Source organism: Senegalia massiliensis (assembly GCF_900626135.1).
Taxonomy (GTDB): Bacteria; Bacillota; Clostridia; order Tissierellales; family SIT17; genus Anaeromonas; species Anaeromonas massiliensis.
The window spans coordinates 1,601,598-1,617,824 of record NZ_LR130785.1 but is presented as its reverse complement, the minus strand read 5'-3'; the positions used below and the strand labels follow the sequence as shown (position 1 = coordinate 1,617,824).

Sequence of the window (16,227 nt, the reverse complement as noted above, 5' to 3'; positions counted from 1 at the left end):
CCTATTCCATAGATACTAAAATAAATTTTCCTCTAAAAACCTGCTTTTGAGATTCATATATAAATACATGAACAAAATATTTATTTGCCCTTTGTCTTACTACCTCAGCTTTGGCAATTAATTTACTACCAGATTTTACTGGTTCATTGTATTTAATATTTGCTACACCTGTAAGAGCTACTTCTGCATCTATTACAGCCATTGCTATAGACTCTGCTTGAGCAAATATATGATGTCCTCTTACAATATCAGTTTTTTCAAAAGCCATGTCTTTAGTTGTTTCAAGAATTGATATTCCAGTATTACCAAGCTCTAAATCAATAAGTTCACCTACTATTTCTTTACCTCCAATAGATCTAACTTTTGTATGATTTTTTTCAGCTACATTCTTTACTCTTTCCCTAAGCTCTGGAATCCCAAGTTCCAATCTATCAAGTCTTATGGTTTGAATGCTTACATTAAAAACTTCAGTTAACTCTTCATCAGTCCAAAAAGGATCTTCAATTAATTTTTCTTTTAATTCTTTTTGCCTCTCCTTCTTTGGTTTACGCTTTTTCAATACTATCACCTCAAGTTACGACTTGAAATTAGTACCTGTTACTAATAGTAAGTATATATTAATAAACTATTTTTTTCAAGTATTAATTTCAATTATTTTTTATTTTTAACACTTATTATTATGACTTCATCTTAGTATATTATAACAAATTTATCTGATAGCTTACAATTCTATTTATCTTTATTAAAAAGATATATAAAAAAGGTAGATACATATGTATCCACCTTTTGATTAATTTACTTCTTTAACCTCTTTATTTTTGTAATATCCACAAGCAGAGCATACTCTATGTGGTAATTTTGGCTCATGGCATTGAGGACATTCCATCAAATTAGGTCTTGTAGCCTTAGAATTTGATGCTCTTCTCATATCTCTTTTTGATTTTGATGTTTTACGCTTTGGTACTGCCATTAAAAACACCTCCTTATTTATCCATTAATCTTTTCAGTTTAGCCAACCGAGGATCAATATTGTCATCTTCACAATTACAATCACCCTTGTTTAAGTCCTTTCCACATTGAGGACATATACCTTTGCATTCATTATCACAAATAGTTTTCATAGGTAAAGATAGCAATATAGAAGATATAATAGGTTCATTTAAATTTAATATATTACCTTTTTCTAAAATTAATTCATCTTCTGATGAGTTTTCTTGATCATTTTCATATACTATTTTATAATCAAGCATAGCATCTTCATTTTTAGTAATATTTTTTAAACATCTAGCACAACTAGTTGTATATTCAAAAGAAACCTTAGCCTGTAGATATATACCGTCGTCTGTATTAAATATTCCTCCATTAACTTCTACAGGTTTATTAAATTTAATATGGTTACCCTCAGTCTTAATCTCATTAATTTCAAATGTATCATCTAATTCAATCTGATAATCGCTTCCGTTTATAAGATTAGATAGGTTAACTTTCATTTTATTCACCTCTTATTATGACCAACCCTAATTATATTAATTTATAATAACTTTGTCAAGTTATTATGTTTACAGATTTAAATGTTAAACTAAAGATTTTGTATCTCTTGCTATCATAAGTTCTTCATTTGTTGGTACAAGAAGAATTTTAACTTTACTTTCTTTTTTATTTAATTCTGTCTCTTTACCTCTAACATTATTATTAGATTTATCTATATCTATTCCTATGAATTCTAATCCTTTACAAATTTCTTGTCTAGTTTCAGATGAGTTTTCACCTAGTCCAGCAGTAAATACTAATACATCTATTCCATCCATTATAGCAGAATATGCACCTATATATTTCTTAACTCTCATATTAAACTTTTCAAGTGCTAATTGCGCTCTATGATTCCCTTCACTAGCTGCACCTTCAATGTCTCTAAAGTCACTACTTACACCTGATATTCCTAATACTCCAGACTTTTTATTTAGCATTGTATTAACTTCATCAATAGTCATATTCTCTTTTTCCATTAAATATACTATTATAGCTGGATCTATATCTCCACTTCTAGTTCCCATAGCAAGACCTTCTAGTGGAGTGAATCCCATACTAGTTTCAATTGACTTACCATTTTTTACAGCAGCAACACTTGCACCATTTCCTAAATGACAAGTAACAATTTTTAAATCTTTAATATCTTTTCCTAACATATCTGCTGCTCTATTTGCTACATATTTATGTGATGTTCCATGAAAACCATATCTTCTTATTCCATATTTTTCATACATCTCATAAGGAATAGGATAGATATAAGATGATTCAGGCATAGTTTGATGGAATGCTGTATCAAACACTGCAACCATAGGTGTATTTGGCATTAATTCCTGACAAGCTTTTATTCCCATAATATTTGGTGGATTATGTAATGGCGCAAGCTCTGAACATTCTTCAATTGCTTTTAACACATTATCATCTATTATTACAGACTCTGAGAATTTTTCTCCTCCATGAACTACTCTATGACCTACTGCATTTATTTCATCCATAGAACTTATAGCTCCATGGTCTGAATCTACTAAAGCATTTAAAACAATCTCTATTGCTTTTTTATGATCACTCATAGGCTTTTCAATTAATACTTCTTCTTTTCCTGTAGGTTTATGCTTAACTCTTGCTCCTTCAATTCCAATTCTTTCAGCTAATCCCTTAGCAAGAACTTCTTCATTTGACATATCTATTAATTGATATTTAAGTGAAGAACTACCACAATTAATTACTAATACTTTCATATTCATCCTCCTAAAAAACTTTTTATATTCTAATGTTATTATAAAACATTTAAAAAATCAACTAGATATAAATTATAATTTGTATATCAAGCTTAATAACTATTATAATATAAAATAAGACTTAATCAAATATATTTTAATGAAAAAATCAAATTATTATACCTGTATTGATTAAAATAAATATAATAAAGGAGAAAAAAATGAAAATTGTTGGTCTTGTTACTGAATATAACCCTTTTCATAATGGTCATAAATACCATCTAGAACAATCTAAATTAGAAACAAACTGTAACTATAGTGTAGCTGTGATGAGTGGGAATTTTGTCCAAAGAGGAGAGCCTGCTATATGTGATAAATGGACTCGAGCTAAGATGGCAGTAGATGCTGGTGTTGATTTAGTATTAGAGTTACCTACTTTATACTCTACTATGAGTGCTGAATATTTCTCATATGGTGCTGTTAAATTATTAGATTCTTTAAACGTTATAGATTATATATCCTTTGGAAGTGAGACAAATGATTTAGAATCTCTTATAAAAATTTCAAAAATATTAGGATCTGAACCTAAAGATTTTAAATATCACTTAAAAAAACATTTAAATAAAGGGATGTCTTTTCCTAAAGCAAGAAGTGAAGCTTTAAAAAATATCTTTAATGATTATAAAATTGATAATATAATAAATAATCCTAACAATATATTAGCAATAGAATATATAAAATCATTAATAACCTTAAATAGCACAATAAAACCTCACTCAATTAAAAGAATAATTTCAGATTATAATGAAATTACTCTAACTGGAAATATATCGAGTGCTACTGCAATAAGAAGATCTTTAATTTCTGAAGGTATTTCCGATAAGGAAACATCTTATTCTTTACCTATTCATAGTAAAAAACATATATCAAAATACTTAGCAAATTATAGTTCTTTTAATCAATTGATTAACTTTAATGATATTCTAATATATAAGTTAAGAACTATAGATAAGGATTACTTGAAAGAATTTATAGATATAGAAATTGGTCTTGAAAATAGAATAATAGAAGCTGCAAATAAATTTGATAATATAATAGATATAATAAAAAATATTAAAACTAAAAGATATACTTATACTAGAATCCAAAGAATTTTAATTCATATACTATTAGATATCAATTATAAAAAAGATCAATTTTATAATTTTCCACTTTATATTCATGTTTTAGGATCTAATAAAAAAGGTTTTGAAATACTGAAAAATATAAAATCTAATTCAAATTTACCTATAATAAATAAAGTAGCTGACTTCAAAAAAAATAATCTAAATAAAATGTTTGATTTAGATATAAAGGCATCAAATATATATTTTATAGGAGTAAACAATAAAACAAATATAAAAAATAATTTTGATTTTTATATTTCTCCTTATATTAGAACATAATTATGTATCAAATTAAATATAATTAAATAGATGTAAAATGGAGGTCGCTTATGAACTATTTATTCTATTTAATTATATTTTTTATTTTATATATTATAATTAAAAAAAAATATTTATTTAGATTTAAAAATTTATTATATCCATTTATATTTATTGTTCTTATAATATTAATAGTATTGTATCCTAAAAATTCCATAGATGCCGCATTAAGAGGAATAGATGTTTGGTTTTTTACTGTACTACCTTCTCTTCTACCTTTTTTTATAATTTCTGAAATAACTATTCAATTAGGATTTGTGAATTTTATAGGAACATTAATTAGTCCTTTAATGCGTCCCTTATTTAATATTCCAGGTGAGGGAGCTTTTGTATTTGCAATGAGTATAACTTCTGGATATCCAGTAGGAGCTAAATTAATCTCTAAATTAAGATTAGAAAATAAAATTTCTCAAATAGAAGCACAAAGACTTGCTTCTTTCGCTTCTACTTCTGGACCTCTCTTTATAATAGGAGCCGTTTCTATAGGTATGTTTAATAATGAGAGATTAGGATTTCTTTTAATATTATCTCATTATCTTGGATCTATTACATTAGGTTTAATATTTAGATTCTTTAAATATAATGTTAAGGGACACCAAATAAGTATAGATTATAAAAAGAATTTAAAACATTCTTATAATAATCTTTTAAAAGATAAAAATATTGGGAATATTATGTCTGATGCAATGCAAGATGCAATGAATACAATACTAATAATTGGTGGCTTCATTATTTTTTATTCAGTAGTTATAGAATCATTAAATTCACTTAATATTGTTTATTATATTATGAAGTCATTAGAAAATATAGGTGTTTTTATTGAAGAAAATATAATTAAGGGATTTTTATTTGGAATTATAGAAATAACTAATGGTGCTAAAATTCTTTCACAATCAATAGAAAGCAACAGCTTACATATTTATGTTCTAGTTAGTATATTAATAGGATGGAGTGGAATATCTATTCATAGTCAAGCTTTAAGTTTTTTTTCTAAAATAGATATAAATAACAAAATATATATTTTTTCTAAATTAATGCATGGTTTACTTGCTGGAGCTTTTACACTGATTCTTTATAACCCTATAATGACTAAATCAATAAGTGTTTTTAATTATTCTTATAAAATTAAAAACAGTTCAAATTACTTTAGAAATTTTTTTGACCATATATATATATCATTTAAAATAATTCTATTCATACTTTTTCTATTAACTATATCTTCACTTATATCATCTATACTTTATAATATATATAAAGCCATACTAAAAGGACCTAAATAGGTCCTTACATTTCATTTAATTCATTTCTATTTTCATCAACTGTCTTAAGCAACTCTTCTAATTGACTTTGTACAGTTTTTAATAATTCATCAGCGTATTCTCTGCCACCTAATCTTATATCTTTAGCATTACTTTGTGCCTTTTGAATAATTTCATCTGCTCTTAACTGGGCTCTTTTAGTTATTTCATCTCTTTCAACCATTTCTTCTATATGTAATCTTGCTTCTTGTATTACTGTATCTGCCTCCTTTTGTGCTTCAGCAAGTATTCTTTGTCTTTCTTCTCTAATCCATTCTGCTTGTTTTATTTCATCTGGTAATTTAGATCTTATTTCATTAAGAACGTCTAAAATTTCATGCTTGTCCACCATGATTTTACCTGATAATGGTATACTGGAACTTTCTTCTAATATCTCTTCAATTTCATTTAATAATTTTAATAAATCCATTATATATCACCTTTCAACTTTTTATTTAGATTATATTCTACTATTTCTGGAACTAATTTACTTACATCTCCATTAAATTTAGCTATTTCCTTTACTACAGAAGAACTTAAAAAAGAGTATTTACTACTTGTCATTAAAAAGAAGGTTTCTAATTCTTCATCTAACATAGTATTAGTAAGAGCCATTTGAAACTCATACTCAAAATCAGAAAGTGCTCTTAGCCCTTTTAAAATAATTGAAACATCCTTACTTTTAGCATAATCTATAAGTAATCCAGCAAAGCTATCTATTTCTACATTTTCAATATCTTTAGTTGTATTTTTTAATAACTCAACTCTCTCTTCAACATTAAACAATGAATTTTTTGAAGGGTTATTTAAAACTGTTACTATTATTTTATCAAACTTTTTACTTGCCCTTTTTATAATATCTAAATGTCCATTAGTTACTGGATCAAAACTACCTGGATATATTACTGTCATAATTATGCCTCCTGTATTTTAAAGAAAGATATGGATGTTTCTCCATAATTTCTTATATTTATATTATATTTTTCATTAAAAATATTAAGATTTAAATCTTTTTCATGTTCAGCTATTATTACTCCATCTTCAGTTAATAAATCATATTTTTCTATAAGTTTTATACTTTCAATAATTAAATTTTTTTTATATGGAGGATCTAAAAATATATAATGAAACTTAATATTTTTATCTCTAAAAAGATTAAGAGCATTATTATAATTCATTTTATAGATCTCTGATTTATTTTTAAAATTAGTTTTTTCTAGATTTTCTATTATAGTCTTATAACTATTAATTTCATTATCTATAAAAAAGCATTTTTCTGCTCCTCTACTTAAAAATTCTATACCAATTGATCCACTTCCAGCAAACAAATCTAATACAATATCATCTGAATATACATTTATTATATTAAATAATGTTTCTTTCATTTTATCTGTAGTTGGTCTAGTATTAGTTCCTTTTGGAGCTTTTAATTTATGTCCTTTAGCAGTTCCTGTTATAACTCTCAAAATCAAACCTCCAATATTACTTTATTTCTAATTTAGCTTTACTTTATTTTAGCATATAAATTAAATTGATACAAAGTAAATTTAAAATAGAATAATTTTATTGAAAAAGGTTAAAATAAATAGGTATTAAATATTATTTCCATTTCAAAATACTTTCAACTATGATTATATTTTTCATCTATCTTATCATAAATTAAAAGAAAGATTTTTTCTTTCTTTTAATTTATTTTTTTATTTTTATCAATTAAAAGAGATATCATTCAACTTTTCAGATATAAGTTTATAAACCTTATTTTTTATTTTTATATTTTTAGTTAATTCTAGTTTTGGATCTTCTTTTAATATATCTTGTGAAACTTTTTGTGCAATTTTCAAAATTTTAATATCTGTAAATATATTTGCTAATTTAAATTCTGGAATACCATGCTGTCTTACTCCAAAAAATTCACCAGGGCCCCTTAATTCTAAATCTTTTTCAGAAATTATAAAACCATTAGAAGTCTTTTCCATAATCCTCATTCTTTCTCTTGCAATTTTATTTTTACCTTTATTTATTAATATACAATATGACTTATATTCTCCTCTACCAACTCTACCTCTTAATTGATGAAGTTGAGCAAGTCCAAATCTTTCAGAATTTATTACAATCATAATATTTGCATTAGCAACATTTACCCCAACCTCGATTACGGTGGTAGATATTAATATTTGTATAATATTCTCTTTAAACTGTTTCATTATTTCATCTTTTTCTTTAGGTTTCATTTTACCATGAAGTAAACCTATTTTATATCTATCTCCATATAACATTTTTAATTCTTCATATGTTTCAGTCGCAGATTTAACATCTAAGTTTTCAGATTCTTCTACTAAGGGACATACAATATACGCTTGTCTTCCTTTAGCTATTTGCTTTTCTAAAAATTCAAATGCTCTATTTTTTTTATCATCACTTACTGAATAAGTATCAATTTTCTTTCTTCCAGGAGGCAACTCATCTATTATGGATATATCTAAATCTCCATATAATATCATTGCTAATGTTCTAGGAATTGGAGTTGCACTCATTACTAACACATCAGGAGTAATTCCTTTTTCTGTTAATTTAGCCCTTTGTCTTACACCAAATCTATGTTGTTCATCAGTAATTGCAAGACCTAATTTCTTGAAGTTAACGCTATCTTGAATTAGAGCATGGGTACCTACTAATATATCTATCTCACCATTTTCAACCATTTGTAATATCTTCTCTTTTTTCTTTTGAGTTAAACTTCCAACTAACAACTCACAATTCACATCAAAGCTATGTAGCAACTTATTAATTTCTTCATAATGTTGAGTAGCTAATATTTCAGTCGGTGCCATCATAACTGATTGATAACCAGAGGTTTTAGCTTTTAAGATAGAAAGTATTGCAATTATTGTTTTACCTGAGCCTACATCTCCTTGAACTAATCTATTCATTATTTTATCTGATTCCATATCATTTTTTATCTCTTCAAAAACTTTTAATTGTGCATTGGTCAACTTAAAAGGTAATGAATTTAAAAAATCATTGCTTTTATCTTCTTTAGTAAACACTATTCCTTTATTATTTTCATTCAATCTTGACTTAACAAAAAATAATCCTAATTGTAAAATAAGGAATTCTTCAAATACTATACGATATTTAGAAGCCTTATATTTTTCTCTATCTTCTGGAAAATGTATATTTTTAATAGCTTCTCCAATAGAAATTAAGTTTAAATTTTTTCTCATATCTAAAGTGAAGATTTCATCTATATTATCTAATTGAGTTTGTAATGATATTTTAATTAATTTTATAATTTCATTATTCCTTAACTTATTTGTTAAAGGGTATATTGGCATTATACTATTTAAATTATTACTATCACTTAAATTAGAATATATAGGATTTTGAATTTGCACATTGCCATATGATATATCTACTCTACCATTTACTTTAATCTTATCTCCTATTTTAAAAACCTTATTTATATATGGCTTATTAAAAAAAACCATATAGCAAATCCCAGTTTCATCTTTTATAGGTATTTTTGTTATAGTAATATTTTTTCTAGGTCTTAATGTAATAGAGGAACCTGAAACTGCTACTTCTAAAGTAACTTTTTCTTTATTAATTAAATCTTTAATTTTTTTGGTCTTCCTTCTATCATCATACTCACGGGGAAAATAATAAATTAAATCATTTATAGTATAAATACCTAATTTATTCAATTTTTCAGCTCTCTTTGGACCTACTCCTTTTAAATATTGTATAGAACTGTCCAAACTCATATTATCACCTCTAAACTATAAAATAAAACTTAGTAATATACAATTTTAATGTATTAAATAAATCATAATAAAAAGAGATAGAAAACTATCTCCTTTTATTCAACAGATACCAAATAATAGTATAAAGGTTGACCTCCATATATAGTTTCAATATCTACACCATTAAACTCAGTTTGAAGTTTTTCAGCTAAATTATTTGCTTTATCCTCATCTATTTCTTCACCATAGAACAGAGAAATTATATCATTATCTTCTGTTACCATTTCCTTTAACAAATCAATAGTAACTTGATCTATGTCTTTACCAACGGTTTTAATATCACCATCAGATATGCCCATTATATCATCTTTTTTTATTTCTTTATCATTTATATTTGTATCTCTTACTGCATAAGTTACTTGACCAGTTTTCACATTATTTATAATTTCTTTCATATTTTCTAAATTATCATTTAAACCTATTTCTTCATCAAATACAAGTAATGCAGAAATTCCTTGAGGAATAGTTTTAGTAGGTAATACTTCTATATTTCTTTCACTTAATTCCTTTGCTTGATTTGCAGCTAATATAATATTACTATTATTAGGTAGTATTATAATGTTTTCTCCATCCACTTTATCAATAGCAGATAATATATCTTCTGTACTTGGATTCATAGTTTGTCCACCTGTTATAACATGGTCTACATTTAAATCTTCAAATACATTTTTAATGCCTTCTCCCATTGAAATTGCTATAAAACTATATTTTTTCATTTCTTTATCTTTTCCACTTACAACTCTATTTTCATGTTGATATCGCATATTATCAATCTTAATGTCTATTAATTCACCATTTTTTAAAGCTTCTTCTAAAACTTCTCCAGGATTATTTGTATGGATGTGAACTTTAATCATTTCATCAGAACCTACAACTAACATTGAATCTCCATATTTAGATATATAGTTTCTAAATTCATTAGGTTCTATGTCTGTCTTCTTGATTATAAATTCAGTACAATATCCGAACTTTATCTCAGTATCATTATCATGAGCCTCATGAATTTGAATTTCCTTTTTTTCAAATTCTTCATTACTCAATTCTACTATTTTACCTGATATAGCTTCTAGAGCACCTTTTAATATATATATAAGTCCTTTTCCTCCCGCATCAACTACTCCTGCTTTTTTAAGAACATCTAACATCTCTGGAGTTCTTCTTAGTGCATCTTCTCCAGCTAGTATTACTTGTTCTAAAAATGATATTATGTCTTCTTCTTTTCCTATTAGTTCTTCAGCTTTTTCAGAAGATTCTCTAGCAACTGTCAAAATAGTACCTTCTATAGGTTTCATAACAGCCTTATATGCCGTTTCAGTTGCATGTTTAAATGCATTAGCTAAAATAGGTACATCTATTTTTTCTTTGCCTCTAAGCCCTTTACTAAACCCTCTGAGTAATTGTGATAATATAACCCCAGAGTTTCCACGTGCCCCCATCAAAGAACCACTTGAAGCCGCTTTTGCTATTTCATCTATTGTATTTGCATTATTATTTCTTATATGTTTTATTGCTGATTGCATGGTAAGCGACATATTAGTTCCTGTATCACCATCTGGCACAGGGAAAACATTTAATTCATTTACTACCTCTTTATTTTTATCTAATTTATTAGCAGCATTAACAAAGGCTTTTTTAGCAATCGTGCTGTCTAAATATTCAATTTTCAAAATTACTTCCTCCTAACTCTACTTTTGAACTCTAACACTTTGAACATGGATATTTACTTTATCTACTTTCATGCCAGTTAAGCTTTCTATGTTATATTTCACTTTATCAATAATATTGTTTGCTACAACTGAAATCTTAATTCCAAATTGTACTACTATATATAAGTCAATTATTAATTTATCGTCATCAGAATATACTTTTACACCTTTAGTTAAATGTTCACGTCTTAATAATTCGACCAATCCATCCTTAGCATTTTTAATTGCCATACCTACAAGCCCATAGCACTCCATAGCTGACATACCAGCAACAGAAGCTAATACATTATCATCGATATTAATAGTACCATATTGATTATTAATTTTTCCAGGCATCTTTTAGCCTCCTTTTATACTTTACTATATATATATTTTACATTATTATTCTACAATCTTCAACTTGACATTAAGTTAAAAATGAAATTTTAAAACTTTGTATTGCAATACTTATTATATTTGTGTTAAAATATTGATGTTTAGTAAATGGCTTCTTGAACCATTAGAAGTTAGGAGGTGTTTTATAAATGGCTAAATACTGTGAAGTATGTGGAAAAGGTAAAGTAAGTGGAAATAATGTAACATTCTCTAAGCATCACACAAAGAGAACTTGGAGTCCGAATATTAGAAAAGTTAAAGCAATAGTAGACGGTACACCTAAAAGAATAAATGTATGTACTAGATGTTTAAGATCTGATAAAGTACAAAGAGCATTATAATACATGATGGCTTCCTGAGGAAGCCATTTTCTATTATAAAAATTTTACTTTACCACATTCTAAAAAATGACCATCCAAGAATTAAACACAATACCCCTAATATTAAAAGCCAAATAGCTACAGGTACTACTTGAATAATAATTATCATACCCATAACACCTAAAACAATACCTATTATTTTATTATATTTATTCCTATGACAATGATATTTTTTCATAAATTTTCTCATAATATAACCCTCCTATAAGGATGTTATATTACAGTATATTAATCTTATTGTTATTTAGTTACAAATAGAAAATTTAATCATTGGATAATATAACTAGGCCTTTACCAGATTTAATCTTAATACTTGCTTTATCTTTTTTAATCTCATTACTTATACCAAGTGTAGATGATTTTTTTATATATAAATTATCAGATTCATATTCAAAACCTTTAAGTTCTACTCCCTCTAAGTCATCAAATATTGGTAATAATGATACATATTCATATTTTCCACTATCTATTATAATTTCATCTTTTATAGGTATTATTTCATTATTGTTATCTATCAACTTCACATTAATATTTTTATCTAAAATATGAAATAGCAACATAATATTAGACAAAGAATGATCCATTCTAGTTCCAAGGGCTCCTATTATAATTATTTCTTTGGGATTATTTTCCATCGCTAAGTCAATGGAAAGTTCTAAATCCGACTTATCTTTTATTGGAGAAAATTCACATATATTCACTTTTTTTCTTTTATAAAAATCTAATATATTTTTTTCTAATGTGTCAAAATCTCCAACTAACATATCAGGCATTACATCTAAATCATATAAATATTTACCTGCTCCATCTGCTGCAATAATAATATCACATTCATTTATAATTGATTTAGCAATATCTTCTTTTATGAATTTTCCTCCACCTATTACAAGAATTCTAATAATAAACACCTCTATTCTTAAAAAGACTCTTAGTTAAGAGTCTTTTTGTATCAATTTTTGTTTATATTTTTTAGTTTCTAATTCAATATCTTCTGCTTTAAATATGCCAGATCCAACTACAAATATATTCGCTCCCCAGCTTTTAAGTTCTTCTATATTGTCTAATTTAACGCCACCATCAACTTGTATATCAATATCTAAATTATTTTCGTCTATAATAGCTCTTAGCTCCATAACTTTTTCTTTCATTTCTTTTATAAGACCTTGTCCACCAAAGCCTGGGTTTACAGTCATTATTAAAATCATATCTATATCATTTAATAAATGCTTTATTGTTTCAATAGGAGTTGCTGGATTCAAAGAAACTCCTGCTTTTAATCCTAATGATTTAATTTGAGTAATTGTCCTATGAAGATGAATAGATGCTTCTTGATGTACAGTTATTATATCGGCTCCAGCATCTTTAAAGTCTTCAATAAACCTTTCTGGTTTTTCAATCATAAGATGTACATCAAAAGTTTTTTTTGTTATCTTTCTCAATTTTTTAATAACAGGAGCTCCAAAAGTTATATTTGGCACAAATAATCCATCCATTACATCTAAATGAATATAATCAGCTCCACCTTCAACAGTTTTAAGTATATCTTCTTTAATATTACTAAAATCTGCCGAAAGTATTGATGGTGAAATTTTATACATATTAATACCTCCTAGATTTTTTTATCTCAGATAAAAAGGATAAATAATTTTCATATCTTTCTTTACTTATTTTACCCTCTTTAACAGATTTTTTAACATTACACCCTGGTTCTTTATTATGTTTACAATCATTAAATTTACAGTATAAACTTTCCTTATTAATTTCAGGAAAAAAAATTTCTAAGTTTTCTTCTTTTATAAAGCTTAAGTCCAAAGAACTAAACCCAGGAGTATCAACTACAAAGCCTCCAAAACTAAGTTCAAGTAGGCTTGAGCTTCTTGTAGTATGTTTTCCTCTTTTAGTTTTAGCACTTATATCTCCTGTTTGTAATTTCAAATCAGGTTCTATCTCATTTAAAAGAGAAGATTTTCCTACTCCTGAAGGACCAGCAAAGACGGAAATACTATATTTTAATATTTCCTTTAAATCATTTATTCCTTCTTTCGATTTTGTACTAGTCTTTATTATTTTATATCCAGTATTTTCATAGATTTTACTAATGGATTCTAAAACGTCATCAGAAATTAAATCAATTTTATTAAAAACTATAATTGCATTTAATTTTTCCTTTTCTGATAAAATAAGAAATCTATCTAATAACCATAAATTAGGTTTAGGGTTTTTTAGAGAAAATACTATAATTGATTGGTTTACATTTGCAACTGGTGGTCTTATTAATTCTGTATTTCTTGATTTAATTTCCATTATATATCCTGTATTATCAATGTCATTTAAATCAATTAAAACATTATCTCCAACTAAAGGCTTTATTTTTTCTTTTCTAAATAGTCCTCTAGCTTTACATTCAAAAATTCCTTTATCTGTATCTACATAATATAATCCACCAATTCCTTTAATTATTATACCTTCTATCATTTAATTCCCCCTAGAATGTCTCTTCTTTAGTAATAGCTTCTTTGCCATCATAATATACTATTATAGTTGTTTTCCCTTGAGAAGTAATATCTACACTAAACTTTTTTTCTGATGTATTTAAAGTAGAATCATAAACCTTTTCTCTTTGTTGTCCTTTAATTTTAAATACTTCAACTTTAACATCTTTATCCTCATCACTCTCAGGAAGTTTAAATTCAAATTTCTTTGTAATATCTTTAGACTCTGGCTCAGGTTCTTTTCCTTTACTTATTACAATATCTACTTTAGTTTGTTCTTCTACTTCTTCACCAGAATTATAACTTTGTTCAAAAACTATTCCTTCTGGTACATCTTCATTAAATTTATAATCAATTTTCCCTAGTTGTAAATTATATGCTCTCAAACTATTTTTAGCAGAATCTACATTTGAACCAATAAGTGCAGGAACTGTAGTCGTTTTTGTTTCAGGTCCTTTACTCACTACATAATTTACTTTAGTTTCTTTACCTACTTCTTCGCCTGGTTCTGGTGATTGACTAATAACTATATTTATAGGCAAATCACTAAATTCTTGAGTTACTTCACCCTCTTCTAAATCTGCATCATTTAATAAAATTCTAGCATTATTAGAATATTGTCCTGTGATTTTGGGAACTGTGACAGTTTCTATACCTTTACTCAGAACAACTTCTACTGTACTACCTTCTACGACTTTTCTACCTTCGCCTTTACTTTGTTCTATTACTACTCCTTCTTCATATTCATTACTAAACTCCTCTTTAGAAACTATCAATTCAATTCCTTTTTCTTCAGCCTCTAATTTAGCTTCTTCTAATGTCTTACCTACAAAGTTAGGTACAGATATTTCATCATTATTAAGTATTCCACTAAGAAAAAAGAAACCTGCCAATGCTCCAGCAGTAATTAAAAATGCTAGTAAAACGGCTAACAATGCTATACCTTTTTTCTTTTTAGGCTTTTTATTTTTTTTAGTTTTTTTAGGTTTATCACTATTGGTATTTTTTTCTCTTCTAGTAGTTTTAATATTATTTTCTTTTAATGTATCTTCATCTATAGAAGGTAATACTTGAGTTGCATTTTCTTCAAAGTCTTTAAATACAATAACATCTGAGTTTATATTTGATTTTGCTAGCTTTATGTCATCTAACATTTCCGTAACATTATCATACCGTAAAGCTTTATCTTTTTGAGTAGCTTTTCTTATTATTTTATCAATATTTATAGGTATAGTATCATCAATTTCACGAGGAGATTTTATTTCATCCTGAATATGCTTAAGAGCTACAGAAATTGGACTTTCACCATCAAAAGGTAATCTACCTGTTATCATTTCATACATAACTATACCTAAAGAATAAATATCTGATTTTGCATCAGTATATACGCCTTTGGCTTGTTCAGGAGAAGAATAATGAACTGAACCAATTACACTATTAGTTTGAGTTATAGTAGAACTAGTTACAGCACGAGCTATTCCAAAATCTGTTACTTTTATTTGATTTTCTTCTGTTATCATGATATTTTGTGGTTTTATATCCCTGTGTATAATATTATTTTTATGTGCATGCTCTAATGCTTTAGCTATTTGAATAGTAATATTCAATGTTTTTTTAGGGTCAATTTTATTATTATCTTTAATATATTGTTTTAGTGTCTTTCCATTTATATATTCCATTACTATATAATAAATATCATCCTCTTTACCTACATCATAAATATTTACAATGTTAGGATGTGATAAACTTGCTGCTGCTTGAGATTCTCTATTAAATTTATCTATAAATGCTTTATCATTTACAAATTCTTGTCTCAAAACTTTTATTGCAACAAATCTGTTCAGGAGTTTGCACTTTGCCTTATATACTAAAGCCATGCCTCCTCCACCAATTTTTTCAACAATTTCATATCTATTACCTAAAATTTTTCCAATCATATTCTCTC

18 protein-coding genes are annotated in these 16,227 nt (G+C 26.4%); 3 read left to right on the top strand and 15 right to left on the bottom strand.

Annotation, left to right across the window (positions count from 1 at the left end):
• Position 1: 1 nt before the first annotated feature.
• From fapR to E0D94_RS08050, 4 genes are all read right to left on the bottom strand, one after another.
• Positions 2-559, bottom strand: coding sequence for a transcription factor FapR (fapR, locus tag E0D94_RS08065; RefSeq protein ID WP_130806881.1), 558 nt, complete (start codon positions 557-559; stop codon positions 2-4).
• Between the two features lie 231 nt (positions 560-790).
• Entirely contained in the window at positions 791-970 is a 180-nt protein-coding gene (rpmF, locus tag E0D94_RS08060; protein WP_130806878.1) for a 50S ribosomal protein L32, read from the bottom strand.
• A 13-nt stretch (positions 971-983) separates the two neighbouring features.
• Positions 984-1,490: a YceD family protein gene (locus E0D94_RS08055; protein ID WP_130806876.1), complete on the bottom strand. Its 507-nt coding sequence runs from the start codon at positions 1,488-1,490 to the stop codon at positions 984-986.
• An 84-nt stretch (positions 1,491-1,574) separates the two neighbouring features.
• Positions 1,575-2,765: an acetate kinase gene (locus tag E0D94_RS08050; protein ID WP_130806873.1), complete on the bottom strand. Its 1,191-nt coding sequence runs from the start codon at positions 2,763-2,765 to the stop codon at positions 1,575-1,577.
• A gap of 200 nt (positions 2,766-2,965) precedes the next feature.
• Between E0D94_RS08050 and E0D94_RS08045 the strand changes: the two genes are divergently transcribed.
• Both E0D94_RS08045 and ylbJ read left to right on the top strand, forming a co-directional pair.
• Positions 2,966-4,189: a nucleotidyltransferase gene (locus tag E0D94_RS08045; protein ID WP_130806871.1), complete on the top strand. Its 1,224-nt coding sequence runs from the start codon at positions 2,966-2,968 to the stop codon at positions 4,187-4,189.
• Between the two features lie 50 nt (positions 4,190-4,239).
• Entirely contained in the window at positions 4,240-5,508 is a 1,269-nt protein-coding gene (gene ylbJ, locus E0D94_RS08040) for a sporulation integral membrane protein YlbJ (RefSeq protein WP_130806869.1), read from the top strand.
• A gap of 4 nt (positions 5,509-5,512) precedes the next feature.
• On the opposite strand, the gene E0D94_RS08035 is transcribed toward ylbJ, so the two are convergent.
• The 6 genes from E0D94_RS08035 to E0D94_RS08010 form a co-directional block, all read right to left on the bottom strand.
• The gene (locus E0D94_RS08035; protein WP_130806868.1) at positions 5,513-5,956 is read right to left on the bottom strand and encodes an ATP synthase subunit B family protein; all 444 of its coding nucleotides are present in this window, start codon (positions 5,954-5,956) and stop codon (positions 5,513-5,515) included.
• Positions 5,956-6,438 (bottom strand): pantetheine-phosphate adenylyltransferase, encoded by a 483-nt coding sequence (gene coaD / locus E0D94_RS08030; protein ID WP_130806866.1) that lies wholly within the window; start codon positions 6,436-6,438, stop codon positions 5,956-5,958. Before coaD ends, E0D94_RS08035 begins: the two co-directional genes overlap by 1 nt.
• A 2-nt stretch (positions 6,439-6,440) precedes the next feature.
• Positions 6,441-6,992, bottom strand: a complete 552-nt coding sequence (gene rsmD, locus E0D94_RS08025; RefSeq protein WP_130806864.1) for a 16S rRNA (guanine(966)-N(2))-methyltransferase RsmD — start codon at positions 6,990-6,992, stop codon at positions 6,441-6,443.
• Positions 6,993-7,232: 240 nt separating this feature from the next.
• Positions 7,233-9,290, bottom strand: a complete 2,058-nt coding sequence (recG, locus tag E0D94_RS08020; protein ID WP_130806862.1) for an ATP-dependent DNA helicase RecG — start codon at positions 9,288-9,290, stop codon at positions 7,233-7,235.
• A gap of 95 nt (positions 9,291-9,385) precedes the next feature.
• Positions 9,386-10,996 carry a DAK2 domain-containing protein gene (locus tag E0D94_RS08015; protein ID WP_130806860.1) on the bottom strand — a complete coding sequence of 537 codons (1,611 nt, stop codon included), beginning with the start codon at positions 10,994-10,996 and terminating at the stop codon, positions 9,386-9,388.
• Between the two features lie 18 nt (positions 10,997-11,014).
• On the bottom strand, positions 11,015-11,371 hold the full coding sequence (locus E0D94_RS08010) for an Asp23/Gls24 family envelope stress response protein (RefSeq protein ID WP_130806858.1): 357 nt from the start codon (positions 11,369-11,371) through the stop codon (positions 11,015-11,017).
• A 188-nt stretch (positions 11,372-11,559) separates the two neighbouring features.
• On the opposite strand from E0D94_RS08010, the gene rpmB reads away from it, so the two are divergent.
• Entirely contained in the window at positions 11,560-11,751 is a 192-nt protein-coding gene (gene rpmB / locus E0D94_RS08005; RefSeq protein ID WP_130806854.1) for a 50S ribosomal protein L28, read from the top strand.
• Positions 11,752-11,800: 49 nt separating this feature from the next.
• Here rpmB and E0D94_RS08000 read toward each other — a convergent pair whose 3' ends face one another.
• The 5 genes from E0D94_RS08000 to pknB form a co-directional block, all read right to left on the bottom strand.
• Entirely contained in the window at positions 11,801-11,980 is a 180-nt protein-coding gene (locus tag E0D94_RS08000; protein ID WP_130806852.1) for a hypothetical protein, read from the bottom strand.
• Positions 11,981-12,053: 73 nt separating this feature from the next.
• On the bottom strand, positions 12,054-12,698 hold the full coding sequence (locus E0D94_RS07995) for a thiamine diphosphokinase (protein WP_165442905.1): 645 nt from the start codon (positions 12,696-12,698) through the stop codon (positions 12,054-12,056).
• Between the two features lie 24 nt (positions 12,699-12,722).
• The gene (rpe, locus tag E0D94_RS07990; RefSeq protein ID WP_130806848.1) at positions 12,723-13,388 is read right to left on the bottom strand and encodes a ribulose-phosphate 3-epimerase; all 666 of its coding nucleotides are present in this window, start codon (positions 13,386-13,388) and stop codon (positions 12,723-12,725) included.
• Between the two features lies 1 nt (position 13,389).
• Positions 13,390-14,265 carry a ribosome small subunit-dependent GTPase A gene (gene rsgA, locus E0D94_RS07985; RefSeq protein ID WP_130806846.1) on the bottom strand — a complete coding sequence of 292 codons (876 nt, stop codon included), beginning with the start codon at positions 14,263-14,265 and terminating at the stop codon, positions 13,390-13,392.
• A gap of 10 nt (positions 14,266-14,275) precedes the next feature.
• Positions 14,276-16,219 carry a Stk1 family PASTA domain-containing Ser/Thr kinase gene (pknB, locus tag E0D94_RS07980; protein ID WP_130806844.1) on the bottom strand — a complete coding sequence of 648 codons (1,944 nt, stop codon included), beginning with the start codon at positions 16,217-16,219 and terminating at the stop codon, positions 14,276-14,278.
• Between the last annotated feature and the right edge of the window lie 8 nt (positions 16,220-16,227).

What these genes read in the sequence shown, in the direction of transcription:
- rpmF (WP_130806878.1), bottom strand. Translation starts at nt 970, where the DNA reads ATGGCAGTACCAAAGCGTAAAACATCAAAATCAAAAAGAGATATGAGA.
- E0D94_RS08055 (WP_130806876.1), bottom strand. Translation starts at nt 1,490, where the DNA reads ATGAAAGTTAACCTATCTAATCTTATAAACGGAAGCGATTATCAGATT.
- E0D94_RS08050 (WP_130806873.1), bottom strand. Translation starts at nt 2,765, where the DNA reads ATGAAAGTATTAGTAATTAATTGTGGTAGTTCTTCACTTAAATATCAA.
- E0D94_RS08045 (WP_130806871.1), top strand. Translation starts at nt 2,966, where the DNA reads ATGAAAATTGTTGGTCTTGTTACTGAATATAACCCTTTTCATAATGGT.
- ylbJ (WP_130806869.1), top strand. Translation starts at nt 4,240, where the DNA reads ATGAACTATTTATTCTATTTAATTATATTTTTTATTTTATATATTATA.
- E0D94_RS08035 (WP_130806868.1), bottom strand. Translation starts at nt 5,956, where the DNA reads ATGGATTTATTAAAATTATTAAATGAAATTGAAGAGATATTAGAAGAA.
- coaD (WP_130806866.1), bottom strand. Translation starts at nt 6,438, where the DNA reads ATGACAGTAATATATCCAGGTAGTTTTGATCCAGTAACTAATGGACAT.
- recG (WP_130806862.1), bottom strand. Translation starts at nt 9,290, where the DNA reads ATGAGTTTGGACAGTTCTATACAATATTTAAAAGGAGTAGGTCCAAAG.
- E0D94_RS08010 (WP_130806858.1), bottom strand. Translation starts at nt 11,371, where the DNA reads ATGCCTGGAAAAATTAATAATCAATATGGTACTATTAATATCGATGAT.
- rpmB (WP_130806854.1), top strand. Translation starts at nt 11,560, where the DNA reads ATGGCTAAATACTGTGAAGTATGTGGAAAAGGTAAAGTAAGTGGAAAT.
- E0D94_RS08000 (WP_130806852.1), bottom strand. Translation starts at nt 11,980, where the DNA reads ATGAGAAAATTTATGAAAAAATATCATTGTCATAGGAATAAATATAAT.
- rpe (WP_130806848.1), bottom strand. Translation starts at nt 13,388, where the DNA reads ATGTATAAAATTTCACCATCAATACTTTCGGCAGATTTTAGTAATATT.
- rsgA (WP_130806846.1), bottom strand. Translation starts at nt 14,265, where the DNA reads ATGATAGAAGGTATAATAATTAAAGGAATTGGTGGATTATATTATGTA.
- pknB (WP_130806844.1), bottom strand. Translation starts at nt 16,219, where the DNA reads ATGATTGGAAAAATTTTAGGTAATAGATATGAAATTGTTGAAAAAATT.